We start from the raw sequence: 25,569 nt of genomic DNA on the forward strand, positions 1-25,569 counted from the left end.
TCGAAGTGGATGAAGGAATTTTTGGCGGTAAGAATGGAAAGCGGGAGTGTAGTCCTATGGGATGACTTTACGATGGACTTATTCTGGGCGATTTTTGGAACTGCAGTGCAATTAATTTTGTCTTTTATTGCACCACTTTTTCTGTTAACTGGAGAACTTTTTCTTGGTATTTTGAGCTTAGGGTATTTTCGACCTCAACTTAAAAAGGAGGCCCTTAAAAGCGAACTGCCATGCAGAGAGGTCAGTTTTTGGTTAGGTCTAACAATTTGGATTGGCATTCTTCTTTATTTTTCATACCCTCAAGAGTGAATATGGTGGAAAGAGGAGAGTACTGAAAATTTGAGGACCATTTCTTGAAAATTTCCTGCTTCGAGCCGCGAAGAATGCACCCAGCTCAGGTCGTTGGTTTCATCGCCTGATGCAATATATCGGTGATCCATAATTTGAAAAATCGTTGGGCGGCTTGGTGATATTCTGTGAGTTTGCCTGCGATCTCTGTCATTGCAAATTGTCCACTCACAAAGAAATCATGATCGATGAGATAGCCCAATTCTTGTACAGGTTGTGCGATTGGAACGAGTCCATGTCGCACGCACACCAGGTCATCTCCGCCATTCAGTCCCATCACCACTTCACTGTATGTGGCTTTCATGGCTCCGGCCACCTCAGCCCAGGCGAGATCTGCTGTCCATTTGTTCTGTAACAGTTGATTCCAATCTTTGTTCGTAAGGCCAAGGGCGGACCTCCGGATGATATTTCTGAAACGTAATCCGACACGGGAGAGATATGGTGGGGGATATTCATTCTCCACTGCGTTCGTCGCCAACCGGATATGCGTCTGAAAGGCGTCCCAGCCTTCATACTGCCTGGCGACCACCGCAAGAGATCCCGGGCTTAAGACCAGTTGCCAGCCCTGATCGGCACTGAGGAAATTATAGGATGCTTTATCTTGTGTAAGAGAGAAATTTGGAAAAAGATTTTTGACTCTTTCTTGAAAATTGACCGGCGGAGCGGAAGATATTTGTAAATTTTGTGGGAAGGTCATTTGGAAGGTGACATCAAGTAACGGAGTCTTTTGGTACATGACGGACGAGTGCGTTTTTGTGGTCATAGGACTCAGCCTTTTTTGAGTGGAGGGTGCATTCCAGCGTCCAGATTTTTCGTTGGACCCGTTGACACTCAGTTCTTTCTTGTCTTTAAGAGGCTCCAACGGGTTGGTGTGCTTCCTTCATGAGATCTAACATGCCGGAGAGCTGCTTGCCGGCTTCTGTCATGCATTCTATGAGGCCTTCCTCATCCAGACCCGTTAATTTCCAGGATTCGGGAGCCACCAGGTGTTGCCATGGGGCATGCCCATTGGGTGCCTGGAACCCTTCCGTGAGTGCGCTCGCCATATTGAGGAGCGCGGCCTCAAATGCGTGATCGGTGCTGCCGGATGGATTGTTCTGATACCGAATGGCGATTCCGAAATTTTTTGGTAGGTGCCATTCCTCAATGAGTGTCTGGCCCACTTCCGTAAAATCAAAGCCCAATATCCGTTGTTCCATAATATGAATGGGCGTCCCGGTCGTAGCGGACTCTCGTAACACCTGTTCCGACGGTTCGGGGAGTTGTTCATAGAGGATGAGATGTCCAATATCTCTTAACAAACCCTCTACAAACATCCGTTCACTGTCCACCAGAAAACACTTTCTTGCTAATTCCCGCGCGACCAGTCCACTAAAAAAGCTGTTTGACCAAAATACGCTCATACTCATCACTTGTTGGTTAAGGCCGGAAAAAGTTTGGGTGACAGAAATGGCGAGCGTCAAATCGTGGAGGGGTTGCATACCGAGGATTCCGACAGCCCGAGAAATGGTCTCGACTTTTCGAGGCATCGCGTAAAACGCGCTATTGACTAACTTGAGGACGGCGACAGTCATGCCGGGATCAATGCTAATCGCCCTGGACAGATCGGCCATGGTGGACTCAGGATTATCAATGACCTTTTTGACTTGCAGATAGACGTCCGGCAGCGTAAAAAGTTTCGTGCAGTTTTTTACGAGTTCTTCGGCTGTCAGCATGTTGATCCCTTCTGGTGCAGCTCTGGTGTTCAATGGCGAAAAATTTGCCTCTTTCTTGTAGTTCTCGGACATTTCCCTGGGGTACTTAAAGTGAATTCTTTTCATTTCCAGGTTTGCTGCTGGGTCATGCAGCTGGTTGGGGTCGGTTTTCAAATGGGATGTCCGTTCAGAAGCCAGGAAGGAGTCTGTCGCTGCCCTGAGAGGTCAGGCTTCATTCATGTTGGCGAAGGAACGAGGAGAATGGGCGTAATAATTAGGAACGATCGGGGCTATGAGAGACGGAGGGTTGGGTCGTTGCTGATATTTTTTTATGGATGCGATTTCTGCCCCATGTGATGATGGCAAATGAGAGGCCCAGGGCGATGGGCACAAAAATCCCAGAGGCTAATTCATATTTGTCCAGCCAACCGAGTTCGTGGAGGGCCTTAAAGAGATAGTTGGCTAGGCCACTCACGTAATAGGCAATCACGATCACGGAGAGGCCCTCTACGGTGTGTTGCAAGACGACTTGGCTTTTTGTGGTTTTATCCAAGCTGGCCAGGAGACTCACGTTTTGATCTTGTTGCGCCAAGTTTTGCTCTTGTAAAAGTAGCTCCACCTTGGTGCGGAGGACTGCAATGGTGCCCTCAAAGTCCTGCTCTAAGGCCTGAATGCGGGTCAGTAATTGCTGATATCCATCGGACACCCCTGTAATTTTCCATTGAAAATAATCGATGAGCGTTCGACCGTAGGGCAGGGGATGTTCCTGAAGTGCCAGGGTATTACTGTGCACAATCCGATCGTAAGGGACCGAAGCCGAAAGGCGATAACGCAGCGAAGCGGTCAACCTCCCCACTTCAAGGAAATCATGGGTTAACGCTTCCAGCCACTGTTGAAGGGTACTATGTGTCGCTCGGTTCAGTTCTTTCGTGATAAGGGTCCGTTGATAGAGCTGACGCTGTTCGAAGATTTGAACCTGATCGACCGACCGGGAGAAGGCTGGATAGGGAAGGAGAATCAGATGGGTATAGTTTTCAAGTGTGGTCAAAATTGTAATCAGTCTGGCCAGTTTTTGGCGTAGTAAAACAGGATCGGGCGCCCAAATGAGATATCGTTCTCGATCATGTTCGTCCGGAGTAAAGCTGGTGGCCACGGAGATGTCCTCCCCCAGAACCTTGCTGGCATACATTTGTGGCCCGGGGAGAAGGGTCCCCAATTCCTCCTGGTCGTAGGTACGCGCCGAGATGACCAACACATCCAATGCGTTCACCTGGATGCCCAACGGAGAAAAAGGAAATACATACCCGGGAAATCCCAACGGTCCGAATCCTAATGGTTGGGTCGCGTCAGAGGGGATATGCCAAATCTGGTAGCTGTAATATTCTGTGTGGGCTTCCCAAATGGCAATGAGTTTGTCCCCATTCGTTCCTTTCTTGACTCCGAATCCAACCTTATCTTCCAGGACAACGTGAGAAGATTCGATCTCCAAACAGTTCAGCAGTTGTTGGAACTCTTTTCGGCTTTGGGGGCGTTCACTTGCCGGATTCGCCATGCGATACGCTGTGTGATGCACATGGGCGGGAACACCCAACCAGCCTTCCAAATATCTTTCCTGCGCCTTATGCATTTGGCGAAGAATTCCTTTTCCTGGGGAACCGGGTTTTAATTTCATTGGTGCGCGAAGACTTGTGACTGGAATCGAAACTGGAAGGAAAGGTTACTCATTTGAACAGAGTTCTACCCTACCTGATAGGTCTCAGGCAAGAGGAGAATGGGAATGAAGGCAGCTGAGTGTTTAAAGGGGTTTGGATGGCATTCACACGGAACGAGTTCAGGCACCAATGGTGGTCATGCTGGGGCGAGTTGAGCCTGAATCCATTCACATATTCGATTTTCCGCCCAAAAGGGGTCCTCATGGCTATGGTGCCGTTGAAAAAACCCGCAATGACCCCCATGTGCAGGCGCCTCAAGGTGGATGAAGGGATTGGAGTGGAGACCAGGGTCGGCAAACATGGGGTAGGGGATAAACGGGTCGTCTTGGGCCGTGATCACGAGGGTCGGAATTTTGATTGAAGACAGCGTATTACGAGCGGCGCTTTGTTCGTAATAGTCTGCGGCATCCCGATACCCTCCGTCTGGAGCGGTATAGATCTCATCAAATTCCCACATAGTACGAATATGAGAGAGGTGTGAGAGATCCCACCGACCCGGGAATAGTTGGGATTTTTTTCGTAATTTGGCGGTTAGGCTTTTGAGGAAATAGCGATGATAGAGCCAATTGGAGGGACGTTGCAGTGCACGTACGCAGGCTGCGGGTTGGATGTTGGGACAGACGGCTGCGACTCCACGAAGGGAGGGGAGGGTGGTTCCATGCTCGCCGGCTAATTTGAGTGTGAGATTGCCTCCCATGGAATACCCGATGAGCCACACTGCCGTGCAGCCATCCTCTTCGGTAATTTCTTGAATAATTCTGGCGTAATCCTGGCTGAGCCCATTGTGATAGAGAGTGTGAGTGAGATGTTCGGATCCCCCGCAATTTCGTTGATTGATGCGAATACTATTCCATCCTGCATCCCAGCATTTCCTGGCCAGACCCCTCATATAGTGTGATTCGGTACACCCTTCGAGGCCATGAACTATCAGGATGGTGGGGTGTTGTGAGGGGGAGGGTTGCCAATGACATTTTGTCAGAAGGCCCACCTGGGGGGAGACCTGAAAGATGCGTTCTTGTGTGGGCATTCCGGATGGAAAGTTACCGCGTGGCCACCAGCGTGGGAGAAGGGTCATACGGTGTGGGTCAGCTAGCCATGGGTGTGGAATAAATGCCTCGGATGGCCACAAGGAATGATTAAGCATGGGTGGGGATAGAGTTTTATGATGAGGGCTTTTCCTCTGTCTCTCATGATTGGGATACCAAAACTCCTGTGTGTGAAACAAGTCTGGATAACGGAAATGGTTCAGTAGAGACTGGTCAATCAGGTGGGTGTGATCACATTGAACGTGAGTACTTATTTGACAGGGCAGTGGAAATTTCGGTAGACCACCTCAGGTTTTTATTCGTTGTTGGCCCATCTTGTTTGGCCGTATGCTGTCAATCTTTACCGTAGGATCGTGGAAGTGTCTATGAAAAAACCGAAGTCCTTACAAACCTCAGGAAGCCGGGAAACGTTTCTTATTTTTATGGTGGTGGCCTGCGGGATTATGGCGACTCTTTCAGTGAATCTGTTCAATCAATCGGCATCGGACCCTAGCGAAGCAAATATAGGGGAATCCACCCGTTCGAACCAATCACAGTCTGTTCCAGAGAAAGTCCCGTCGGTGAAACTCACCGATGTGCCACTGGCCACGGGCACCGAGCCGCTGGAAAAGTTGTTTGTGCAATCCGGCTGTGCGGTGTGTCATACCATTCCAGGTATTGCCCCGGCTCTGGGGCGTGAGGGACCTCGGTTAGTCTTAGGGACGAATGGCCCCCTTCGATTGGCAGACCCTCAATATCAAGGGACGGCGACAACCGTTCGAGAATATATCCAGGAATCCATTTTGAATCCAGGCGCGTATGTGGTGCCCGGATACTCCGATAGGGTGATGCCCCGGTGGTATGGGACGCGGCTCAATGCGCTGGCATTGAATCGTATTGCAGAGTATTTAGAAAATGTGAAGGAGTAAAAAATTCCCGGACAGCTTCAAACGACGTGAATACGTCAGTTTGTCTCATGTCGTCTTACTTTTTCCCAACACCTTGGAGAACATAAGTTTCCATGTTGATGGTGATCTAACCCTAGGAATGCCTGGCATCGTAGGGAGGTTGGGCTGTGCGAATGTTAGAGTTAGAATCGAATTCCCAATAACATACCGATGGTGGTTGCTACTCACCTGATTCGGTAGACCCAGAGCCTGGAAGGTGAAAATCAGCGTGGTTGCCAGGGACATGGCCTGACTGCCTTGGTCATGATTCGCATAGACAAGCTCCACTCCGCCAAAATGAATGATGGTGACTGGAACGACCGGAATGTGATACCGGCCGATTCAAGTGGAGGTAATCTGAGTGAGGCCTTCGGCAGGGGAAATCAGGAGTTGTGGGCCGACCGGGAATTATGAGCCCAGAAAATAGTGTACCTGGCAACTGAGCGTGAACACGGTATCATCGGTGGGTATCTGCCAGGAACTCGGTATCCGTTCCAAACTCCAACTGGTTTTCTGCCCGTAGGGACGTACTAGAGAGAGCAAAGAGGAGAGCTAGCAGGGCCACGATAGTTTTTATCCACTTATCGACCATCATGTCGTTCTTGCCCCCTTTTGGTTAAACACGAAATGTGAGCAGTGGGACTCAACTCCGCATTATTTGTGAATTATCCCTTGAGCATCCGTGTTGAGGTTTTCGTCTTAGCTCAGGTTTGTGTTCACAACAAAACCTACCCCCCCTCTTCCCTGGATTCTGATGGTATGACATTCACCATCTGAATGCACAAGAAAAAGAGGAAGATGAGATCTTTTACCCCTCCCCTACCTGCCGTTGGCAGTTCAAGCTGGAAACTGTGGGAGGGTGGCAGGTACTAGCAGCGAGGTGAATAAAGGAAAGCCTCCTTAATGTTTCGCGGCATCCTCTGCCATATGTTCGGTACTTTCCATTGCTTCGTGGGCGGCTTCTCCCGTTTGCTCGGCAGCATTGTCCATGGCTTCACCCGTGCTTTCCATGGCGCTATTGACGGATTCGGATGTTTTTTCGGCCGCTTGATCAAGATTCTTTCCAGCCTTTTCGGCAGGGCCCTCTGTTTCCCCGCACCCTGATAGTGAAGCCACCAGTCCAAATGCACAAACAAGACTTAGCCCTAATAAGGGGAATCGATTCATAGCAGAAACCTCCTGTTTAAAGTGGGAAACACGTGCTTGTCCATCCTGTTTGGTCTCTCGTTCCAGTGGGATCTTAGGGTCAGGAGAAGGGTGTTGAATGGAATACGAGGACCATTCATGCGTGAATGAACTTAATCTATTGTACTCTAAATTGAAGAAAGATCAATGAGTCGTAAGTAATTTGTTTTACGTGAATGTCTCCTATGACCGGAGACCTGATTGAACCCCAAAACTTCAGGGATGGTTCAGATTCAAGCCACTGGGCGTTTTGGATGAGGACTTCCTGAGGAATGTTTGGGTTGGCTGTCGGTATGACACGAGATGACTCTGTTCATAGGAAGGTCGTGCGTTTCGTGTTTTTTGTCTTAACTTTTTTGAGCAACGGTCGATAAGAACTAGTACGTCTCATTGGAATAGTAAGCAAAAACCAACAATTATCCGGTTGAGGTTGTTATGGCAAAACCAGTTGGAAAACTTCGAAAAATAAATTTAAGTGAAGTGTGGGGAAATGAGGCCGACGGGTTTGCCTCGTGGCTTCAACAAGAAGAAATTTTAGATATATTGGGTGAGACGATCGAGCGAGCCCTCAAGCCCGCTGGAAGTGACATTCCTCTCAGTATTTTGTCCGGAGGCGTCCTCGCCAAAGATGCGAAGACCGGGAGTTACGTGATTGTGTTGGGTCATTTGGAGGGCATTGATCCCGACGCCCTGGGTAAACTGATCATGTATGCTGCGGGCCTTGATGCGAAGACGGTGGTGTGTGTGGCCCAGGCCATTTCTCCGGAAATTCGCCAGACCCTGGATTGGCTGAATGGAGTTTCCCGTGATGAAGTGAAATTCTATGGGGCTGAACTCGAATTATGGCGCATTGATGATTCCGTCCCTGCTCCCAACTTTCACCTTGTTTGTCAGCCCAACCTGTGGGCGAGACAATTGAAAAATGGTCAGGATGAGGGTGGGGAATCGAAAGCGGCAAAGGGATCTGAGTTCTCCGAATTGAACGCGCACAATGAAGAAGCCTCGAAAGGGACAAAAGAGAAAGGGGTAGCTCCACAAGGAAAGACGGCTCCAGTAGGGAAAGATGGGGTCTCCGTGCGTCAGAATTTTGTCTATACCAAAACCTTCTCTTAAAACAAGTTTCCGGTCCTTCCGCCAGTCCGTGGTTACCCTAATCTTCTACCACCCCCCACGGATATCACAGGGACTGTGTCTTTTGGATGGCGTAAAAACGCTCCTCCTTCCCCGTCGCTCCCTCCTCTCCCAATGCACGATTTTTTGTAATTCACTGTAGAAATCTCCCAATTTTTTTCTTGTTGGTTTACCATCTGTCCATAAAGTCAGGGTTTTTCCTGCTTAATAAACCGACTATTCCTCATTCTCCCGGGAGATCCAAACCGGGGGATATGCTGAATCGGATTGTCTTTGTCTCTTCACAAGCCGTGCGAATTAGTCTCGAGAGTTTCGACGTTCCTGTCTTATCTGCCTTGTTTGGGCAATCAAAAGGGATCGGATTTTGTCTCCCTTGTATTGAGAGTTGGCGTGGCTCATGGTAGCGTGGGGGATCGGTCTTCTGAACGGAAAACAACACACAGGTTGCAAAAGAGGTATTGGGAGAGGCCTGGATCATCCTTTCACGAGTTTCTATGTGCTGATTGATGGAAACCAAAGAAACCGGGTTTTGTTCCTGTAGATGCGATTACTTTGAAATTCTGGCATTAATTTTTCGGAAAGCTTGTAATTATGTCGTCACTTGACCAACATTCTTCCATCGACTTTATCAGAGCAAAGGTTTCTTCAGATCTGGAACGCCAGGCTATTCCCCACCAAGTGCATACCCGTTTTCCCCCCGAGCCCAATGGACATTTGCATATTGGCCATGCGAAATCGATTTGCCTGAATTTTGGCATTGCCCAGGAATTCGGTGGTCTGTGTAATCTTCGTTTCGATGATACGAATCCGACCAAAGAGAACATGGAATATGTCTCCTCAATTCAGGAAGATGTCCGGTGGTTAGGCTTTGATTGGGGCGATCGCCTCTTTTTTGCCTCAGACTATTTTGAGCAGCTCTATCAGTTTGCGGTGCGACTGATTCAAACCGGCCACGCCTATGTTGATAGTTTAACGGCCGAAGAGATCCGGGTTTATCGCGGGACTCTGACGGAACCGGGGAAGGATAGCCCACACCGGAACCGCACCATTGAAGAAAATTTGGCCTTATTTACTCGGATGCGGGCCGGAGAATTTGGGGATGGGGTGTATGTGTTGCGGGCCAAAATTGATATGACCTCTCCAAATATTAATCTGCGTGATCCTGCCTTGTATCGTATCCGACATGCCACGCACTATCGGACAGGTGATGACTGGTGCATCTATCCTACCTATGATTTTGCGCATCCGCTTTCCGATTCCTTGGAGGGCATTACTCATTCGTTATGTACCCTGGAGTTTGAGGATCACCGACCCCTATATGATTGGCTCCTCCAGGTATGTGAAGTCTCGTGCTATCCCCAGCAAATTGAATTCGCCCGTTTGAACCTCGGGCATACCGTGATGAGTAAGCGCAAGCTTCACCAGTTGGTTGAGGAGAAGCATGTGGACGGGTGGGGGGATCCCAGGTTGCCCACCTTGAAAGGGCTTCGGCGTCGGGGGTACACCCCTGAGGCGATTCGAAATTTTTGTGAGCGTGTGGGGGTGGCGAAACGTGACAGTGTGATTGAAATGGCTTTGTTGGAGCATGCCATTCGGGAAGATTTAAATCGGTCGGCGCCACGGGTGATGGCGGTCTTGCATCCACTGAAAGTCATAATTGAAAATTATCCGGTTGGGAAGGTTGAGGCTTTAGAGGCCGTCAATAATCCTGAGGATCCCACCCAAGGCAAACGGGAAATAGCTTTTTCTCGTGAACTGTATATTGAACAGGACGATTTCCGTGAAAATCCGCCTCCAAAGTTTTTTCGCTTATCTCCAGGGCAGGAAGTACGCCTTCGTTATGCGTATATTATTCGCTGTGTCGGTGTTGAGAAAGATCCAGAAACAGGGGAAGTCACGGCTCTACGATGTACTTTCGATCCTGAGACGAAAAGTGGAGGAAATCAATCAAGTCGAAAGGTAAAAGGGACTCTCCACTGGGTTTCAGCTCAGCATGCCCTTCCTGCCGAAGCGCGACTGTATGAGGCCTTGCTGACTCACACAAATCCCGGTTCAGGTGGTGAGCCTCAGGACCTTCACCGGTTGCTCAATCCACATTCCTTGACGGTACTGTCTAATTGCCGGGTCGAATCCGGTCTCAGAGGAGCGCCATCAGGTAGTCGGTTTCAGTTTGAGCGGCAGGGATATTTTTGCCTGGATCCGGACTCTACTCAGGAACGGTTAGTGTTCAACCGGACGGTGCCTCTTCGAGATACCTGGGCGAAAATTGATAAGAAATGAAAGCTTCTTGAGCAGGAATTCAACCCGTATGTATGGGGATTTTAAACATAGTCAGCAATTGAGTCTCCTCGTCCGGTGTTGAAAATCTCCATGCCCCTACCGGGATATCCAAAGTCAATGGGCCGATTTGTATTCGTTTGAGGTCGAGAACTTTGAGCGGCGTATGAAATTTTGGATCCTTTAGGGCATGAAAGATTCGACGGAGATGACGGTTTTTCCCTTCCCGTAAGACGACCTCTAGTTGTGTTTTGGGTCCGACTTCTCTTTTTTTTGTAATCCTGTGTACTTTTAATGGTCCGATGGAAGTGGAAACTCCCTGTAACACCCGGGATAGGTCATTGTCTGAAATTCTTCCCCTGATCTCAATCGCATAAGTTTTTTCGCATCCGCCTGGCTCAGTGAGGCGGTCAACCATTGTTCCATTTTGGGTGAAGAGCAGGAGGCCACGGGAGTCTTTGTCCAGTCGGCCGATGGGTACCCATCCTTCCTGCAATAGGAAAGGCGGTAGGACATGATAGACCGTTTTTCTCTCCCTCTCATCCTTTCGAGTGACCAGATACCCTTTGGGCTTATGGAAAAGGATGACGGTGGTTCGTGCCGGACGAGGAGGCTGTGCTTCTGTGATCGACCTCTCAAAGTCAGACATGGTTGGTTTTTTGTTGGAATCGACACCTAAGAAGTAATTCGAGATCTTTGATAGTCCTTGTACTAGGGAGCTCACATGTTCTGCCTATTTTTGTTCTAATGTATTGATTTTTAACAGAAATATTTTCATCAATCGTTTTTGGTTTTCTGATCCGATCCCGTCTGAACTGATGAGGAATGTACCAATTGCCTGTGATCCATTTTTTATAAACGTATTCTGGATTTTGGTGATTTACAGGAAAAATAGATGAAAATTAAGGAATGGAAAATCTTGCCCATTGTTTTGTAGAATTTTTGGAGTTATTTTCTTTAAAGAAGGGTATGTTTTTTAGGTATCTAGTAAAGACCTGTAAAAACTCTGCCGATACAGAGAGTATTGGCAGGCATGAAGAACCGCTATCCTGGGGGTCTTCGACATGATAGGGAAAATTTGTTTTGTCTTGGCCATGGTTGCTTTAGCTTGTTTCGTGACGGTGCTCTCCTGGTTTGGATGGGTCCATGGGGTCTCTTGGTCAAGGCGCAAAACCTGTTCTCCTCATCATGAATGAAAATCCCTCAGTTCGTCTCCCGACACCTGCCTCTTTTATTCGTGCCGTAGTTTGAGAATCGACAAAATCCTTTTTTAAACCGGGTTATCAGTATACCTGAGTGCCTGCGGGTTTGAGGGTGGTCGCTGGAATGTCACGTGAGCCGGGACTGACGGTCTTTGGCTGTCTTCTCCCGGCACGAAAGTACCTAATATCCGGCATTCTACCATTGAATATTCCCGAACAGGAGGTCCTGCAAGATGTCTAGCAGTAAACGACCGCCCAAGGAAATACACGGGCATCCCCGAGTGTCAGTCCCCGTTCCTAACTGGAAGATTGAGGAGACCTATCCCTGCGCTCAGAGTTTAAACGATACATTTTGGCGGTGGGAGTTTCTCCGTCGGCGTTCAGATTACCGGAAGGATTGGGAACAACATTACCTACAAACATATGATTTTGATCTGTCCTGTGCCAAAGATCCTCAGTATCCCACCCGGTATCGCAAAAAAGTTTTTTCGCCGGATCATCCGGCATTTAAAGCTCGAATGCCAAATTCATTAGAAAAATACCATCTCAGTGGGCTTCCCAATCCCTCCATTGCGAAACCCTGGATGTTGTCCTTTGATTCGAATTACGGTCGGATCTATTTCGGACAGGGACCGGATTGGCTGGGGGGAGGTGAAGAGGTCACCTTGTGTTTGTCGGAATGGCGAATGGCGGCCGTGTTTGATCTGAAAAAGCCCTTATCGGGTCAAATTGAAAAAGTTAAGGCAGATCTTATGGAATGGCAAAAACATCAAGTGGGTCGAAGTCTCGAACGGCGAAAATGTCGTGATGAATGGCCAATGTATCTACGTGTGTTGGATGCGGTGGATCTGGGTGTGCCGTTTCATGAAATCGGACGAACCTTATTCAATCTTCACGATGATGAAATATGCGAAGCACGAGCCAATCAATTGTTTAAACGTGCCTGTCAAATCAGTGTGCATTTTCCTGTGTAAGGGATTTATGTTTAGTGGAGCCTGTCAAAGTATGGTCAAGGATGGTCATGGAATAAGGTGTGGAGTGGTGAAATCTGAAATTTTCAGAATGTTCATGGGGGAAGGAACCGTACAATGAGCAAATTAATTGAGGCCTTGAATCGTTTACAGTCCGTGAGAACAGAAAAGGAGCTGCCTTCCTCCCCCTCTTTGCTCAATGACATACGTCAGGACGAGTTTGAATGTGTGCAACAACATCAGTCAGATTCGAAGCCATCGCCAAAGAAAAATATTCACCCCGAGGAGGGTCCACGATTTAATCTGGATCTCCGAGAATGGCTGGGCATCCTTCACCATGAATATCTTGGGAGTTTCGTCCGTGAGGGGGGAGGGGCGGTCAAATTTGCCGTGTTCCCGGGTGAAGACGTCTTGAGAACCTGCCAACAGGAATTGGAGGGACTCGCCAAACGTGAAAAATATGTGTTGGCAAGAGTCGACGCGCGATTCACAAAAGCCCACATGGTCGAGCGACTGTTTCAAAAAATTGCCAAACAAATAGATTGGGATGAACTTGCCTATAGATTTCTCCAACGGTTGCTCGAAGAGCATGGGCATCAAATTCCTTCGGACCGGCAAGAATTTTCGTTGCGGCAGGTTGCAATGGTGAATGAACGGAAGGAGCCGATGCTCCGCCGGGACATTCAAACATGGATGGAGAAAGCAATTGAAGGCGATTCAGGCCTGTGCCGTGAATTTCGCATGGCGATGATTCGGTTGTGCATGGCTCAGTTAGATGCGGGCGATTCGGATCGTGTCTTGGCCACAGCCGTGAAAGAGTGGCTGTGTGGAGACCTTCGGCTTGTGACTGGAGTCAAAAAGGCTCTCATCTATCAAAAAATCTCGCGTCATAATGCACGGCACATGCTGTCTTCTTTAACCCGCTGGCTTCGATTAACGGGACAGGGAGGCCTCCTTCTCTCACTCGATATCTCCCGGTATTTTATTAAAAAGGATGCGTTGCCGACTGATGGCTCTCTGTCCTTTTCTCCTTCAGCCACCATGGATTTATATGAATTGCTTCGTCAATTTATTGATTCGGCTGATGAGATGGAAGGCTTGCTGATGGTGATCCTGGCTCCACAAGATTTTTTGACCGATGCCCGCCGGGGCGTGGATCGGTACGAGGCGTTGAAGCTGCGAGTGTGGGATGACGTTCGTCCGAAACACCGCCAGAATCCATTGTCGTCGCTGGTTCGGATTCAAGATGACCATGAGTCGGTGTCTGAAGGAGAGACCGGTTCTTCCACCGGGATGCCAAGGAGAATGGCACCTGATGGAGAAGCCCGTCGTGTCATTGAAGGTCTGCGGGCTGGGGTTCCGAACCGGCATGTGGTGACGACGCTCGGATGTCTTCAGCCTGAGGTGGAGGGACGTTTTCGGCGGTTATTAGAAGCTACACAGCAAAATATTACGACGGGTCCGTGCCCTCGTGGCATGGTGATCGAGGGTGAGTTTGGCAGTGGGAAGTCGCATATTCTGGAGTATCTCCAAAACCTGGCGTTGGATGCCAATTTCATCTGCAGCAGGATTGTGATCAGTAAGGAAACGCCTCTGTATCACCCTGTCCGTCTGTATTACTCCGCGATCGAGGCTGCCGTAATCCCTGATAAGCGAGGGGAAGTGTTTTCGGAAATCGCGGGTCAATGTGATGTCTGGGCACCCCGCTATAGAGAGCTTGTCACGTGGGTGAATAATCCGGAGAGTCAGATTGATTCGAGGTTTGCGGCGACGTTGATGCTGTATGAACGATTGAGCTCCGATATGGAGTTGGGTCACCGAATGACCCGATTTTGGACGGGAGACCCCATCGGGGTAGGCGATTTAAAAAAGTACCTGCAAGAGGCCGGATTTGGAGAGCGATATGCGTTTGGCAAGATATCGGCTGCAGAGTTGGCGCTTCAGCGTTTTCAGTTTGCGGCTCGTCTGATGCAAGCTGCGGGGTATGCCGGGTGGATTTTGCTGGTCGATGAAGCCGAGTTGATCGGCCGATATTCGGTGAATCAGCGGGCGAAATCCTATGCTGAAGTGGCACGCCTCATGAATTTGGATGGCGGTCCTACTCTGCCGGGATTGGGTACTGTGCTGGCATTAACCAATGACTTTCGAGAAGAGGTCTTAGAGAAAAAAGGTGACAAGATTAAACTCTTGGAGAAACTTCGAGCCAAGAATACAGAGGACGAGCGTATATTAGCCGACAAGGCAGAGAAAGGCATGGGCTTATTGGAGTCGCAACGTATTCCCCTCGGACAGCCACCGAACGACATAATTCAAGAAGCCTATCAGACGATTCGATCGCTTCATCTGAAAGGGCATGGGTGGCATATGTGGGAAAATGCGGCGAATGATCCGGCCCAAATAGTCCCAGGAACCAGTATGCGGAAATACGTGAAGAGTTGGGTGACGCATTGGGACTCCCTTCGTTTCTATCCTGGAGAAGAATGTGAAATTGAAGCCTCGACATGGAAACCCTCTTGTATTGACCAAGTAAATCTCCAGGAAGAGGATGTCCAGGAGGAAAGCCATGCGGGCCGCTTTGCTTCGGATCCCGAGTCGGTCACGGGGGAATCGCCTGAAGAACAGGAATTCGTTTCCCATGGGATTCGAGGTGTGCCTGATTCTTCTACTAACCTTCCATAGTCTCCATTGTAAGGTTCCGGCCTTTTGGCGGAACTCCTCGCTTTCATGATAGTGTAGAATCTTCACGAAAGGGTCGCTCCCTTTCGTGAATGACCTCCTGCTGTACTTTCCCAGGCAATGAGCTATATGTAGTTGTGTATAATCGTATTCGCATTTCGTTTCTTCTCAGCTTTCCTGCCCATGTCGGACTCTGAGCGAACATGTTTATTTTGAATCACTCGTCGTTTCGTGGCTACTAACTCGCCCGGTCTCCTTACACCTTTCTCTCCGTACCACACAATTTTCCGCATGTGGTGGCCCTTGGCCACGAGTTGGATGCTCATGGCCCTCGAGTTTCCACTGGTGACGGCCACGGTTTCACGCCTTGTTGATCCGGAGATCCATTTAGCGGCTTATGGTGGAGTGGTTTTTCCTCTCTCCCTCATGATCGAAGCACCCGTCATTATGATTCTGGTTGCGTCAACCGCATTATGTAAGGATTGGTTAGCCTACCGGCTTATTCGCAATTTCATTGTGGCCTTAGGAAGTATTCTGACAGTCATTCATGTTGTGGTGGCCTTTACCCCCGTGTATGGGATCATTGTTCAAGACGTGTTGGGAGTTCCCGAGGTTATTGTGGAACCGGCCAGAATGGGTCTCCAGTGCATGACGCCTTGGACGCTCTCCATTGCGGTGAGAAGGTTTTTACAAGGAGTGGTCATTCGCGCAGGCCAGACCCGCTTGATTGGTCTGGGAACGTTGGTCCGATTAATTGTGAGTAGTGCTGTCCTTCTTGGAGGATTAGCCGTATCCAGTTTTCCCGGAATTGTCGTGGCAACTGTCGCGATGTCCTCCGGAGCGATGGTCGAGGCCGGCTTTATTCTTATTTTTGTGCGTCCAATCCTCCGAAATCTTAAGGCGAGCCCGGCGCATTCTTCGCCTCTCACGTTGAAACAATTGAGCGTGTTTTATTGGCCTCTCGCCTTTACTCCACTGATTTCCCTTGGGAACTTACCGATTGTCAGTGCGGCCATCAGTCGGATGCCGAACGCAATAGAGTCCTTGGCTGTATGGCCGGTATTGGGAGGGCTCTCATTTGTGTTTCGGGGTGGAGGATTGGCGATGCAGGAAGTGGTTGTTGCCCTGTGTGACCGGCCACACTTTCTGGTTCCTTTGAAGAGATTTGTGGCAATGATTTCCATGTGTACGAGCGGAATGCTTTTCGTGATTGCCGCGACTCCACTCTCTACCCTCTGGTTTGAATGGGGCGCGGCTCTGACTCCTGAGCTGACCATGTTGGCCTCGACAGCGCTCTGGCTTATGGTGATTTTCCCTGCTTTGAGTCCATGGGAAAGTTTTTTTCAAGGTCAGTTCGTTCATCGTGGGGCCACTTCCACCATTACTCAAGCTGTCTGTTTGTATCTGACTGGAAGTTCCATCTTCTTACTGGTCGGAGTTCTTTATGGGAAAATAACCGGCTTATATGTGGGATTGGCCGCGATGCTTACCGGCTTTGGATTTCAGCTATGGTGGTTATGGAGGAACAGTCGACGATTTAAGGACCGCTCATCAAATACTTAAAGAATTACCGTGTGGGTGTCTCAGTTCGTTCTAGGTCCCGTCAGGTTATTCCAAGGTTCATTAGGGAGTGGATGGGGATCATTGAATGCTAATCCCTGCATATTGAATGTTTAGACCTTCATATTGCAAACGAAAATATTTCCGAGTTTAATTCGTAAGTATTTGTTTTTATGAGTGAATAATTACATTAGGCCATTTTAATTGAGAAGGAACGTAAATTGCTCGTTTACCGGAGGAGAAAGTTGCGTTTTGTTCTATGGTAACGGTTATTTTCATTTTATTTGTGAATAACTTATGGTTAACTCAATGAATAGAATTTTGGTGATTGATGATGATATTCAGGTGAGAGAGTCTCTTTCTCTTTCTTTGGAATCAGCCGGGTATACAGTTATGGCCGCAGGGACCTGTCAGGAAGGTCTTCAAAATCATGTAAATTTTCAAGCGTCCCTGATTATTATGGATGTGGTGGCCATGGAAGAGAGGGAAGACGAACCCACAGGGCTTGGTTCCGGACCATCTCCAAGTATTCCGATGATTACTTTGACGGGCAATATTCCCACACCGGGCGGAACGATGAAGGGCCCTCATCAACAATTCCAGCCGATCTGTACCTTGCAAAAACCCTTTACTGTAGATGAGCTTCTCCAAACCGTGAAAAGGGCTTTGGTATATTAAGTCGGTACTTTTCCTGTTTCTGCTCCATTTTCATAACAGTCATTTCTCCCTTTGGCTCAACTCAATCTTTGAGTAAGATGAGGTTGGGTGGTTAATCATTGGGAGGTTCGAAATGTCCTGGAGGTCTCGACCCCCATGGGACAGTGGTGGGGCGTATCTGTTTGAAGAGACTTTGAAGATTGACCTGAGCCGCGCGAATTAATTTAGGATCACCGTGGTGAAGCAGGCTGGTGAGTAGGACGAAGAGGTCCTGGTGGTCACGGCTTGTCTGGATCAGTCGTTGAAACAGGGGATCGGGAGAAGCCAGGTTCGGAAGTTCAGGATTATCCTCGTCCGGGTCATTCCATAATCGCAGAAGGGTCCTGGGATCATGATGGAGCCAGGCATCAGGCACATTCAACGATTGGGCAATCAAGGTCATAATGGATAACGGTGGGTCCCAGTTTCCATTTTGGAAATCCTGTAAGGTCGTGAGTGGCACTCCCGTTTGTTGGCTAAGGTCGGCCAGAGAGAGTCCTCTTGTTTGACACCACTGCCCCAAATGTTGATGAATGGACATGATTCGATCATAGGAAAATATTGATTAGCCTGTCCATCCTCAATTTTTACCAAACCCGAACGTGCTTCACTTTCTACAATCGTGAAACTCACTATGAGGAAGCCACCTGTGACTCAAAAGTCATCCAAGGAATTAGAGGTATCCTACTGGATTAGTCCAAGTCCGGTTGGCCGGCTTCTATTGGTGGGAAGCCCATATGGGTTGCATGCTCTGCAGTTTCAAGATGGAGCCCACCCCCTCGACATCCTGCCGACCTGGAAAAAATCGCGTGAGCCATTTCATGCCGCACTGGAGCAACTGAAGGAATACTTTGACGGTTCCCGAACACAGTTTCAGATAGCATTGAACCTTCAAGGGACCTCCTTCCAACGACATGTGTGGAAAGCTCTCCAAGGCATTCCCTATGGTCGCACGGTGTCGTATGGTGAAATTGCCAGGCAGGTGGGCAGCCCGAAAGCTTCACGGGCCGTGGGGGCTGCTAATGGCCAAAACCCTGTCTCTATTATCGTGCCATGCCACCGGGTGATCGGATCTAGTGGCAAGCTGGTGGGCTACGGCGGCGGGTTACCCATAAAAACCGCACTTCTGGCATTAGAACAGTTGAGGCATTAAAACGCTTGTCATTTTCGCCAGGCCCCTTACCTCACGTCTGGAATAGTAGCTTCGACCGTAAACAAATCCTTTGCCCCATTTTATTGTCCACAATTATTCCTATGAATCTTTTTTTTAACCATTTATCTTGATTGAACCACTTCACTGCCGGTCGACGGTTAGGACGAATAAAATGACGGAGGCTTTTTGGTGGGGACGACGGCGGAATGGGTTTGCGCAGTGGCTGTTTGGATATCCTTTACGTATCGAGTTAACGATTCATGGATGACAGGAAAGGCCAGATGCTCCCAGGGGATGTCGGCCAAGGGGACCAGTTGGACATCCAAGCTTTCCGGGCCGGGTTTAAAGTTCAGATTCTGTAAATGTGCCCGGTAGACCACGTAGACCTGAGAAACATGTGGAAGGCTAAAAATACCCAATAAGCTATGAATGGCGATTTCCGCATGCGCTTCCTCCAGGGTTTCCCGGGCTGCCGCCTCTTCGGTGCTCTCACCTAATTCCATAAATCCAGCCGGAAAAGTCCAGAGCCCTAATCGTGGCTCAATGGCCCGCCGGCATAAAAGAATTTTATCTTCCCATTCAGGAATACTGCCCGCCACGATTTTGGGGTTTTCATAGTGGATGATATGGCAGGATGGACAGACGGCTCTGAGAAGGGTTTCGCCTGAAGGAATTTTTTCTTCAACGACGGATCCGCATTGAGCACAGTATTTGATGTTGTTGGGCAAGGTGGTAGATCGAAATTTAGATGAACAGGTCGTTGAGCGAGATACTTGAGCGTGTTTCACGATCTGAAAGACCTGGGTTGCGTGGGCCTTTCTTTAGCATACTCTGTCTCGCCCGTAATTCAATGCCGTGCTTTACAATGAGCCCTTTCCATTATGCGGAGCATATCTCAGTCACGTTTTGAAGGGAAGGGGCTCACTTCCCAGCCTGGATTGTGAATCCTCGTATTCCTTTGGTAAGGTTGGCATCTGCATGTGTCTTCTTGCAACCCTGACAAATCTTGGATCGCGTAAGAACTGATTGGAGCGAATGGCATGAGTACGAATGATCGGCAAATTATTTTTTCATTGGTGGGTGTGGGACGCATTCATCCTCCGAAAAAACAGGTCTTGAAAGATATCTACCTCTCATTTTTTTACGGGGCCAAAATCGGAGTGTTGGGATTGAATGGATCGGGAAAAAGTACGCTCCTCAGAATTATTGCCGGCCTGGATACCAATTATATCGGGAACATTACCTTCTCGAAGGGATATTCCATAGGCCTTTTCGAGCAGGAGCCGTATTTGGAGCCTGGAAAAACGGTGAAGGAAGTCGTTGAGGAAGGGCGGGCCGAGGTTGCCAAGCTGCTCTGGGATTACGAAGAGATCAGTCAAGCTTTTTCGGGAGATGTGAGTCCTGAGGAGATGGAAAAGTTACTTGAGCGGCAGGGGAGACTGCAAGAGCAAATCGAGGCAGTCAATGGGTGGGAATTGGAGCATCAATTAGAGATCGCTATGGATGCCCTCCGCTGTCCACCTCCGGATACTAAAGTTGACCTCTTGTCCGGCGGCGAACGTCGCAGAGTGGCTTTGTGTCGATTGTTGATCCAAGAACCAGATATCTTGCTGCTTGACGAGCCCACCAATCATTTAGATGCGGAGACAGTGGGGTGGTTGGAGCAGCATCTTCAGGAATATAAGGGCACGGTGATTGCGGTGACCCATGACCGGTATTTTTTAGATAATGTGGCTGGTTGGATTCTCGAGTTGGACCGTGGGCAAGGTATCCCGTTCCAGGGCAACTATTCTTCATGGTTAGAGCAGAAACAGGCTAGACTGGCCCAGGAAGAAAAGTCCGAGTCGAAACGACAAAAAACTCTGGAGCGGGAACTTGAATGGATTCGCATGTCTCCCAAGGGTCGTCAGGCTAAGGGGAAGGCCCGTGTGACGAAGTATGAACAATTGGTGAGTGAAGAGCAGAGCCAACAAACTGATGATTTGGAGATTTATATCCCTTCCGGCCCACGGCTTGGTGATGTTGTGGTGGAAGCCTCCAATCTCTCAAAGAGCTATGGGGATTGTCTGCTATTTGATGGGCTCTCATTTTCTTTGCCCAAAGGCGGTATCGTTGGTGTAATCGGGCCGAATGGGGCGGGAAAGTCCACCCTGTTTAAAATCATTGCCGGGATGGTTAAACCGGATACGGGCGATCTGATTTTGGGTGAAACGGTTACCCTGGGCTATGTCGATCAGAATCGCGAGATTGATGGCAATCTGAATGTCTGGGAATGTATTTCTGATGGAAAAGAAACCGTCGCATTAGGGAAAATGGAAGTGAATTCGCGTGGCTATGTGTCACGGTTTAATTTTTCCGGGTCTGATCAACAAAAAATGGTTAAGGATTTATCCGGTGGAGAACGCAACCGGGTTCATTTAGCCCGCACCCTGAAGGAGGGTGCGAACTTGTTATTACTGGATGAGCCGACGAACGATCTGGATGTCAATACCCTGCGGGCTTTAGAGGAGGGCTTGAATCATTTCGGGGGGTGTGCGGTGATCAGCAGTCATGACCGATGGTTTCTGGATCGTGTGGCCACCCATATTTTAGCCTTTGAAGGGAACAGCCAGGTGAGTTGGTATGAAGGCAATTACAGTGAATATGAGGCTAATCGCAAAAAGCGACTGGGGAAGGCTGCTGAACGTCCCCATCAAATCAGATACAGAAAACTGACCAAATCCTGATGGTTTGAGGATGTCAAAAGAACCTGTCCATATGCCATCTTCCTCAGAGAAGTCTCCTCCCGTTGCAAGATCGAGCGGGAAATCTGGTTCCATCATGATTGCCAGAGTTATAGGGATTCTGTGTGTCGCGGTAGGGTTTATGTTGGGTATTCAGGGATTAGAACATCCTGGCTCTCCCATGCTTCCGACCGCGTTAGGGATGATTGCGACAGGCTTAGTCGCCCAAGTGTTCGCTTTAGTGAAGGCTTGTTTTGCAGGTTCACAGGGCAAGGGGTGATGGCTGAATCATCTGGGGGCATGTCGCCTCATCGTTTTAATGTGAACCTATTTATTCCAGGTCTGGTCCTCATGCTCTGTCTTGGACTCGTTGCCTGTTCTCACTGGCGCGATAGCTATTTCGACGATGGCGTGGGGGAGTTAACGCAGGCGGATATCCAAGCGAAGTTGGGGAAACCTCATATGGTCAAAGATCCATTGCTTTCAGACAAGACCACTTGGACCTACAGATTTGCCATGTCTGAAAGTGAATTGGATCCGTCTGGAGTAAAGGCCTTAGGCAAGCAGGCTGGAAGCCTGATGGGTGGGGCTCAAGGTGGCCCACGTGAAAAGGTGTTTTGTTTTATGTATATTTTGACCTTTGATAAAGAGGGGATCCTGCGTCAATGGGAGCGGGATGTCTGTCCAATTCCCCAACCTCCCGATCCATTTCAGAGTGGTCTTTCCGGGTAAGTTTGGTCCTATATATAGTAAGTGATGAATAAATCCTCAAGAGGTGAGGTCATTCTTTTTACAAGAGAATTGATGGGATTAATCGTATGAGCGTGCATAAAAGCGGAGCTTTTCTTCAACAATGTTTCTCCGTACACCCGCTGTGCCTGAATGTTAAACTTGTTTCTCCCCCGCAAATTGTCGGGGTGCTTTGTACGAATTGTCAGATGCGCCATCGTTTGACCCTTCCCGAAGCGTCGGTATCCTCAGAAGAGACTACCGGAATTGATAGCCATGAACTACTTCGGCTTCAAGAATGTGTTCAGAGCCATCCCAAAGAGGTCAGGGTCAGCTTGGTTCATATCGAACAGTCTGCCGTAGAATTCAGATGTGGGTCCTGTCATTGCAACTATGCGTTGAATGTGGCCCTATTTGAAACCCATCAATCCTGACTGATCTTTTTCTAGAATTTGTTCCCGTCCCTTATCAAATTCTTGTTGGTTGCCCCACAGCAGTTTTCCAATGAGGAGCGTTCTGAGAAGGACCGAAGGGAAACAATTCCGGATTGGGGATATTCAACATATCTGTCCGTGCCCTCCCCCCTCGCGCTCAATTCCGAGGACCTATTTCCTTCTGGCTTTTTATCGTCTCAGGACGTTTGCCATTCTGACCGTAGACCGAATCATTACACAGTCCTGCTTAATAGAAATGCTGCATTATGAGCCATAAGACGGACTTGCCAGATCAGAAATTGTCAGGGGAGACGAGGACAAGGAATGGATGAATCACGGGCAGCGCCACACTTGTGTGGCGCTGCCTCAGTTTTTTGGGGGGCTCTAGCGGTTGGGTTGCGGGGTGAAGCGAAGATAGGGTTTCACCGCACGATGACCTTTAGGAAATAGTGCGGGGATTTCTGCATCCGTCACAGCGGGCGTGATGATACAGTCTTCTCCGTCTTTCCAATTTGCCGGGGTGGCAACTTTATGTTTGGCGGTTAGTTGCAGTGAGTCAATCACACGAAGAATTTCATTGAAATTTCTGCCAGTTGAGGCGGGATAGGTCAGGGTTAATTTGACTTTTTTATCTGGTCCGATCACGAACACCGAGCGAACGGTCATATTGTCGAGGGCATTGGGATGAATCATGTCATAGAGATTCGCGACCTTTTTTTCTGGATCGGCAATAATGGGATAACTCACCGTGCAGTGTTGAGTTTCATTAATGTCCTTGACCCAGCCATTATGAGAGTCGAGCGGATCCACGCTGATAGCCAACACTTTCACGTTTCGTTTTTTAAACTCCTCTGTCATGTTCGCCATTGTTCCCAATTCCGTGGTGCAAACCGGAGTGAAATCCTTGGGATGCGAAAAAAGTATGCCCCACCCGTCCCCAAGCCATTCATGAAAATTCACGGTGCCTTGCGTCGTTTCTGCTGTAAAATTTGGTGCTTCATCTCCAAGACGTATTGCCATATTATTTCTCTCCCATTATGAATAAAGTGAGTAATATATCTCTGCGGTAGAAAACCCGCGAGAAAATTGGTCGGCTCCTATTGGGAATTTCCTCAAAAAATTCAGAGGCATTTTAGTGTAAGACAGTTCCCGTTATATGGTCAACTTGGGTCGAAATGCTCTAAGGTAAGCCCGTTTAATTGAGACATGGACTTTTTCCCCACCCATTATCATATAAGAATAACAAATTAAGAAGGAGTACAAGAGGTTATGGCTGAGTCATCATTTCAGGTCGCGATTATCATGGGGAGTCAATCGGATTGGGAAATAATGCAGTTGGCCAGTGAGACGCTTACTAAGCTGCATATTATCCATGAGAGTCGGGTCCTTTCTGCGCATAGGGCTCCGGATGTTTTGATGGAGTTTATTAGTGAGGCGGAATCTTGTGGAGTGCAGGTGCTTATTGCCGGGGCTGGGGGGGCAGCCCAATTAGCCGGAGTGATTGCGGCGAAAACCCAATTGCCTGTGTTGGGTGTTCCCATGCAATCAAAGTCCTTGCAAGGCCTCGACTCCCTCTTGTCGATTATTCAAATGCCCAGAGGTATTCCTGTAGGAACCTTGGCGATAGGGAGCGCGGGTGCCGTGAATGCGGCGCTGTTGGCTGCTGCGATTTTAGCATTGGCAGATGATTCCCTCTCTAGACGGTTACAAGCGTATCGAGAAGAACAAACGCGTTCGGTATTAGCCGAACAGTTGTGAGTGTCGGTGGAGAATTTCGCAAATAGTTTGCGAAAAAAGGTGTATGACAACAGGCAGGGCGCTTGATGAGGAGAGTGCATAGAAGCCTCCCGAACCAGAGTGTTGGATATCATGTCCGGCTGCCCGATATTGACAAGGCAACCCATCCCAGAATTGGGAGGGATGAGTACCACGATGTAAATCGCCTTTCTTGAATCCGAAGAGGAAAGACATTCTGTCTGACCAGACGAGTTACGAGTCATCTCATCACGTTTTGATGGTCGTGGCGTCCATTTTAGTTTTTTACATCGTCGATCCTTTCAAATCTGCAGACTAGTTTTCCCTCCATTTCAATTTTCTCACAGAACATCTTGGCCGGTCTGACCCAAAGGCCGCAATCGCCATAGAGTGCGCGGTAGACCACGAGCTCTTCTTCTGTTTCGGAATGTTTGGCGACGCCAATGACCTGGTATTCTTTCCCTTTATAGTGACGATATCTACCGGGTTGAATCGTTGGGAGTTGCTGGTCTTGAGGCGAGTGTGATGTGTCCATAAGGCGAATGGGTGTTGTTCTGTTCGAATGGTGCCACAACCGGTTACGAAGTACGGTCCGATCGCCATTGGTTAGTCCTGTGAGTGGTATTGGCGATAGGCATAGAGGGCGATACTTCCTGCGACTGTGGCATTTAATGGGATCGAGGGATGGATTTGAGGAATACACAGGCGTTCCGAAAACTGAAAGGGTGGCACACCGACGCCTTCCTCTCCAATAAGGAGTCGGACATGCTTAGACCATTTCACGGTAGAGATATTTGTCCCGTGCAAATCTAAAGCGGTAATCCATTGCAATGTGTCAGGAGCATTCAGGTCGGTAATGGAGTCTGCCCATTGTAACGACTGGACAAATACCGCGCCGCTACTGGCACGAATGACCTTCGGGTGGAAGGGGTGAACGGCTTCCTGAAGCAACACCACCGTTCGCACGTCAAACGCTCGACAGCACCGGAGTAAGGCCCCCAGGTTCCCAGGGTCTCCAATTGGACACAAGACTTCCAATCCGTTTGGAGATCGGCTTAGATTTGCCTGAGACATTTCGGGAACGCCGCAGACCAGGAGCGGTTCTTTCGTTCCAAACACGTCCAATTCCTGAAACAGGGAATGAGACAGTTGATAGGGGATGGCCTGAGATGGGAGGTCCTCTCTGTAGCTCCACGATGGGGGAAGTAAGATTTCATGGACCGTCACCTCAGAATTCGATCCGATTTCCTTTCGGAGTTTATGCCCAGAAACAAGGCAGAGGCGATGCCGTTTAATCCCATGAGAGTCAAGTAATGATACCCATCGCTTGAAGTGGGCATTTTGTCTACTG

Annotated in this window: 26 protein-coding genes; 14 read left to right on the top strand and 12 right to left on the bottom strand. The window is 48.8% G+C overall.

Annotation, left to right across the window (positions count from 1 at the left end):
- Nucleotides 1-9: 9 nt before the first annotated feature.
- Complete coding sequence (locus tag PJI16_12400; GenBank protein MDT3778360.1) at nt 10-309, top strand: hypothetical protein; 300 nt, start codon at nt 10-12, stop codon at nt 307-309.
- 85 nt (nt 310-394) lie between these two features.
- On the opposite strand, the gene PJI16_12405 is transcribed toward PJI16_12400, so the two are convergent.
- From PJI16_12405 to PJI16_12420, 4 genes are all read right to left on the bottom strand, one after another.
- Nucleotides 395-1,111 (bottom strand): TIGR04255 family protein, encoded by a 717-nt coding sequence (locus PJI16_12405; protein ID MDT3778361.1) that lies wholly within the window; start codon nt 1,109-1,111, stop codon nt 395-397.
- Between the two features lie 85 nt (nt 1,112-1,196).
- Nucleotides 1,197-2,063, bottom strand: coding sequence for an HDOD domain-containing protein (locus PJI16_12410; protein ID MDT3778362.1), 867 nt, complete (start codon nt 2,061-2,063; stop codon nt 1,197-1,199).
- Nucleotides 2,064-2,316: 253 nt separating this feature from the next.
- Nucleotides 2,317-3,669 carry a DUF3422 family protein gene (locus PJI16_12415; protein MDT3778363.1) on the bottom strand — a complete coding sequence of 451 codons (1,353 nt, stop codon included), beginning with the start codon at nt 3,667-3,669 and terminating at the stop codon, nt 2,317-2,319.
- A 221-nt stretch (nt 3,670-3,890) separates the two neighbouring features.
- A complete protein-coding gene (locus PJI16_12420) occupies nt 3,891-4,829 on the bottom strand; it encodes an alpha/beta fold hydrolase (protein ID MDT3778364.1) in 939 nt (312 codons plus the stop codon).
- Between the two features lie 336 nt (nt 4,830-5,165).
- On the opposite strand from PJI16_12420, the gene PJI16_12425 reads away from it, so the two are divergent.
- Nucleotides 5,166-5,708 carry a hypothetical protein gene (locus PJI16_12425; protein MDT3778365.1) on the top strand — a complete coding sequence of 181 codons (543 nt, stop codon included), beginning with the start codon at nt 5,166-5,168 and terminating at the stop codon, nt 5,706-5,708.
- 475 nt (nt 5,709-6,183) lie between these two features.
- On the opposite strand, the gene PJI16_12430 is transcribed toward PJI16_12425, so the two are convergent.
- A complete protein-coding gene (locus tag PJI16_12430; protein MDT3778366.1) occupies nt 6,184-6,321 on the bottom strand; it encodes a hypothetical protein in 138 nt (45 codons plus the stop codon).
- A 305-nt stretch (nt 6,322-6,626) separates the two neighbouring features.
- Nucleotides 6,627-6,893: a YtxH domain-containing protein gene (locus PJI16_12435; GenBank protein ID MDT3778367.1), complete on the bottom strand. Its 267-nt coding sequence runs from the start codon at nt 6,891-6,893 to the stop codon at nt 6,627-6,629.
- 453 nt (nt 6,894-7,346) lie between these two features.
- Here PJI16_12435 and PJI16_12440 point away from each other — a divergent pair, with 453 nt between their 5' ends.
- Nucleotides 7,347-8,024 carry a hypothetical protein gene (locus tag PJI16_12440; GenBank protein ID MDT3778368.1) on the top strand — a complete coding sequence of 226 codons (678 nt, stop codon included), beginning with the start codon at nt 7,347-7,349 and terminating at the stop codon, nt 8,022-8,024.
- A gap of 609 nt (nt 8,025-8,633) precedes the next feature.
- Nucleotides 8,634-10,322: a glutamine--tRNA ligase/YqeY domain fusion protein gene (locus tag PJI16_12445; GenBank protein MDT3778369.1), complete on the top strand. Its 1,689-nt coding sequence runs from the start codon at nt 8,634-8,636 to the stop codon at nt 10,320-10,322.
- 19 nt (nt 10,323-10,341) lie between these two features.
- Here the strand turns inward: PJI16_12445 and PJI16_12450 are convergent, their stop codons facing one another.
- Nucleotides 10,342-10,968: a pseudouridine synthase gene (locus tag PJI16_12450; protein MDT3778370.1), complete on the bottom strand. Its 627-nt coding sequence runs from the start codon at nt 10,966-10,968 to the stop codon at nt 10,342-10,344.
- Nucleotides 10,969-11,754: 786 nt separating this feature from the next.
- Here PJI16_12450 and PJI16_12455 point away from each other — a divergent pair.
- The 4 genes from PJI16_12455 (at nt 11,755) to PJI16_12470 (ending at nt 17,406) form a co-directional block, all read left to right on the top strand.
- Nucleotides 11,755-12,495, top strand: a complete 741-nt coding sequence (locus tag PJI16_12455; GenBank protein MDT3778371.1) for a hypothetical protein — start codon at nt 11,755-11,757, stop codon at nt 12,493-12,495.
- Between the two features lie 114 nt (nt 12,496-12,609).
- Nucleotides 12,610-15,171, top strand: coding sequence for a DUF2791 family P-loop domain-containing protein (locus tag PJI16_12460; protein MDT3778372.1), 2,562 nt, complete (start codon nt 12,610-12,612; stop codon nt 15,169-15,171).
- 321 nt (nt 15,172-15,492) lie between these two features.
- Complete coding sequence (locus tag PJI16_12465) at nt 15,493-16,731, top strand: hypothetical protein (GenBank protein ID MDT3778373.1); 1,239 nt, start codon at nt 15,493-15,495, stop codon at nt 16,729-16,731.
- 306 nt (nt 16,732-17,037) lie between these two features.
- On the top strand, nt 17,038-17,406 hold the full coding sequence (locus tag PJI16_12470) for a hypothetical protein (GenBank protein ID MDT3778374.1): 369 nt from the start codon (nt 17,038-17,040) through the stop codon (nt 17,404-17,406).
- Between the two features lie 91 nt (nt 17,407-17,497).
- Here the strand turns inward: PJI16_12470 and PJI16_12475 are convergent, their stop codons facing one another.
- A complete protein-coding gene (locus tag PJI16_12475; protein ID MDT3778375.1) occupies nt 17,498-17,965 on the bottom strand; it encodes a helix-turn-helix transcriptional regulator in 468 nt (155 codons plus the stop codon).
- 108 nt (nt 17,966-18,073) lie between these two features.
- Here PJI16_12475 and PJI16_12480 point away from each other — a divergent pair, with 108 nt between their 5' ends.
- Nucleotides 18,074-18,577, top strand: a complete 504-nt coding sequence (locus tag PJI16_12480; protein MDT3778376.1) for a methylated-DNA--[protein]-cysteine S-methyltransferase — start codon at nt 18,074-18,076, stop codon at nt 18,575-18,577.
- Between the two features lie 158 nt (nt 18,578-18,735).
- Here the strand turns inward: PJI16_12480 and PJI16_12485 are convergent, their stop codons facing one another.
- Nucleotides 18,736-19,293 (bottom strand): NUDIX hydrolase, encoded by a 558-nt coding sequence (locus tag PJI16_12485; GenBank protein MDT3778377.1) that lies wholly within the window; start codon nt 19,291-19,293, stop codon nt 18,736-18,738.
- A 324-nt stretch (nt 19,294-19,617) separates the two neighbouring features.
- Here PJI16_12485 and ettA point away from each other — a divergent pair, with 324 nt between their 5' ends.
- From ettA to PJI16_12505, 4 genes are all read left to right on the top strand, one after another.
- Entirely contained in the window at nt 19,618-21,303 is a 1,686-nt protein-coding gene (gene ettA, locus PJI16_12490; protein MDT3778378.1) for an energy-dependent translational throttle protein EttA, read from the top strand.
- Between the two features lie 94 nt (nt 21,304-21,397).
- Nucleotides 21,398-21,580, top strand: a complete 183-nt coding sequence (locus tag PJI16_12495; protein ID MDT3778379.1) for a hypothetical protein — start codon at nt 21,398-21,400, stop codon at nt 21,578-21,580.
- The gene (locus PJI16_12500; GenBank protein MDT3778380.1) at nt 21,580-22,032 is read left to right on the top strand and encodes a hypothetical protein; all 453 of its coding nucleotides are present in this window, start codon (nt 21,580-21,582) and stop codon (nt 22,030-22,032) included. The genes PJI16_12495 and PJI16_12500 overlap by 1 nt, the downstream gene beginning before the upstream one ends.
- Nucleotides 22,033-22,118: 86 nt before the next feature.
- Entirely contained in the window at nt 22,119-22,463 is a 345-nt protein-coding gene (locus tag PJI16_12505; GenBank protein MDT3778381.1) for a hypothetical protein, read from the top strand.
- Between the two features lie 384 nt (nt 22,464-22,847).
- Here the strand turns inward: PJI16_12505 and PJI16_12510 are convergent, their stop codons facing one another.
- Complete coding sequence (locus PJI16_12510) at nt 22,848-23,483, bottom strand: peroxiredoxin (GenBank protein ID MDT3778382.1); 636 nt, start codon at nt 23,481-23,483, stop codon at nt 22,848-22,850.
- 249 nt (nt 23,484-23,732) lie between these two features.
- Between PJI16_12510 and purE the strand changes: the two genes are divergently transcribed.
- Nucleotides 23,733-24,221, top strand: a complete 489-nt coding sequence (gene purE, locus PJI16_12515) for a 5-(carboxyamino)imidazole ribonucleotide mutase (GenBank protein MDT3778383.1) — start codon at nt 23,733-23,735, stop codon at nt 24,219-24,221.
- Between the two features lie 274 nt (nt 24,222-24,495).
- On the opposite strand, the gene PJI16_12520 is transcribed toward purE, so the two are convergent.
- Both PJI16_12520 and PJI16_12525 read right to left on the bottom strand, forming a co-directional pair.
- Entirely contained in the window at nt 24,496-24,753 is a 258-nt protein-coding gene (locus tag PJI16_12520) for a DUF1653 domain-containing protein (GenBank protein ID MDT3778384.1), read from the bottom strand.
- Between the two features lie 71 nt (nt 24,754-24,824).
- The gene (locus PJI16_12525; protein MDT3778385.1) at nt 24,825-25,445 is read right to left on the bottom strand and encodes an RNA methyltransferase; all 621 of its coding nucleotides are present in this window, start codon (nt 25,443-25,445) and stop codon (nt 24,825-24,827) included.
- Between the last annotated feature and the right edge of the window lie 124 nt (nt 25,446-25,569).

It is taken from the genome of Nitrospira sp. MA-1, from assembly GCA_032139905.1.
GTDB lineage: Bacteria > Nitrospirota > Nitrospiria > Nitrospirales > UBA8639 > Nitrospira_E.

Bases quoted from the DNA above. Each gene is read 5' to 3' on its own strand.
- PJI16_12460 (MDT3778372.1), top strand. From the start codon at position 12,610: ATGAGCAAATTAATTGAGGCCTTGAATCGTTTACAGTCCGTGAGAACA.
- PJI16_12455 (MDT3778371.1), top strand. From the start codon at position 11,755: ATGTCTAGCAGTAAACGACCGCCCAAGGAAATACACGGGCATCCCCGA.
- PJI16_12470 (MDT3778374.1), top strand. From the start codon at position 17,038: ATGAATAGAATTTTGGTGATTGATGATGATATTCAGGTGAGAGAGTCT.
- PJI16_12430 (MDT3778366.1), bottom strand. From the start codon at position 6,321: ATGATGGTCGATAAGTGGATAAAAACTATCGTGGCCCTGCTAGCTCTC.
- PJI16_12435 (MDT3778367.1), bottom strand. From the start codon at position 6,893: ATGAATCGATTCCCCTTATTAGGGCTAAGTCTTGTTTGTGCATTTGGA.
- ettA (MDT3778378.1), top strand. From the start codon at position 19,618: ATGAGTACGAATGATCGGCAAATTATTTTTTCATTGGTGGGTGTGGGA.
- PJI16_12420 (MDT3778364.1), bottom strand. From the start codon at position 4,829: ATGACCCTTCTCCCACGCTGGTGGCCACGCGGTAACTTTCCATCCGGA.
- PJI16_12410 (MDT3778362.1), bottom strand. From the start codon at position 2,063: ATGCTGACAGCCGAAGAACTCGTAAAAAACTGCACGAAACTTTTTACG.
- PJI16_12465 (MDT3778373.1), top strand. From the start codon at position 15,493: ATGGCCCTCGAGTTTCCACTGGTGACGGCCACGGTTTCACGCCTTGTT.
- PJI16_12440 (MDT3778368.1), top strand. From the start codon at position 7,347: ATGGCAAAACCAGTTGGAAAACTTCGAAAAATAAATTTAAGTGAAGTG.
- PJI16_12520 (MDT3778384.1), bottom strand. From the start codon at position 24,753: ATGGACACATCACACTCGCCTCAAGACCAGCAACTCCCAACGATTCAA.
- PJI16_12495 (MDT3778379.1), top strand. From the start codon at position 21,398: ATGATTGCCAGAGTTATAGGGATTCTGTGTGTCGCGGTAGGGTTTATG.
- PJI16_12405 (MDT3778361.1), bottom strand. From the start codon at position 1,111: ATGACCACAAAAACGCACTCGTCCGTCATGTACCAAAAGACTCCGTTA.
- PJI16_12400 (MDT3778360.1), top strand. From the start codon at position 10: ATGAAGGAATTTTTGGCGGTAAGAATGGAAAGCGGGAGTGTAGTCCTA.
- PJI16_12505 (MDT3778381.1), top strand. From the start codon at position 22,119: ATGAGCGTGCATAAAAGCGGAGCTTTTCTTCAACAATGTTTCTCCGTA.
- PJI16_12445 (MDT3778369.1), top strand. From the start codon at position 8,634: ATGTCGTCACTTGACCAACATTCTTCCATCGACTTTATCAGAGCAAAG.
- PJI16_12510 (MDT3778382.1), bottom strand. From the start codon at position 23,483: ATGGCAATACGTCTTGGAGATGAAGCACCAAATTTTACAGCAGAAACG.
- PJI16_12475 (MDT3778375.1), bottom strand. From the start codon at position 17,965: ATGTCCATTCATCAACATTTGGGGCAGTGGTGTCAAACAAGAGGACTC.
- purE (MDT3778383.1), top strand. From the start codon at position 23,733: ATGGCTGAGTCATCATTTCAGGTCGCGATTATCATGGGGAGTCAATCG.
- PJI16_12415 (MDT3778363.1), bottom strand. From the start codon at position 3,669: ATGCATAAGGCGCAGGAAAGATATTTGGAAGGCTGGTTGGGTGTTCCC.
- PJI16_12425 (MDT3778365.1), top strand. From the start codon at position 5,166: ATGAAAAAACCGAAGTCCTTACAAACCTCAGGAAGCCGGGAAACGTTT.
- PJI16_12450 (MDT3778370.1), bottom strand. From the start codon at position 10,968: ATGTCTGACTTTGAGAGGTCGATCACAGAAGCACAGCCTCCTCGTCCG.
- PJI16_12500 (MDT3778380.1), top strand. From the start codon at position 21,580: ATGGCTGAATCATCTGGGGGCATGTCGCCTCATCGTTTTAATGTGAAC.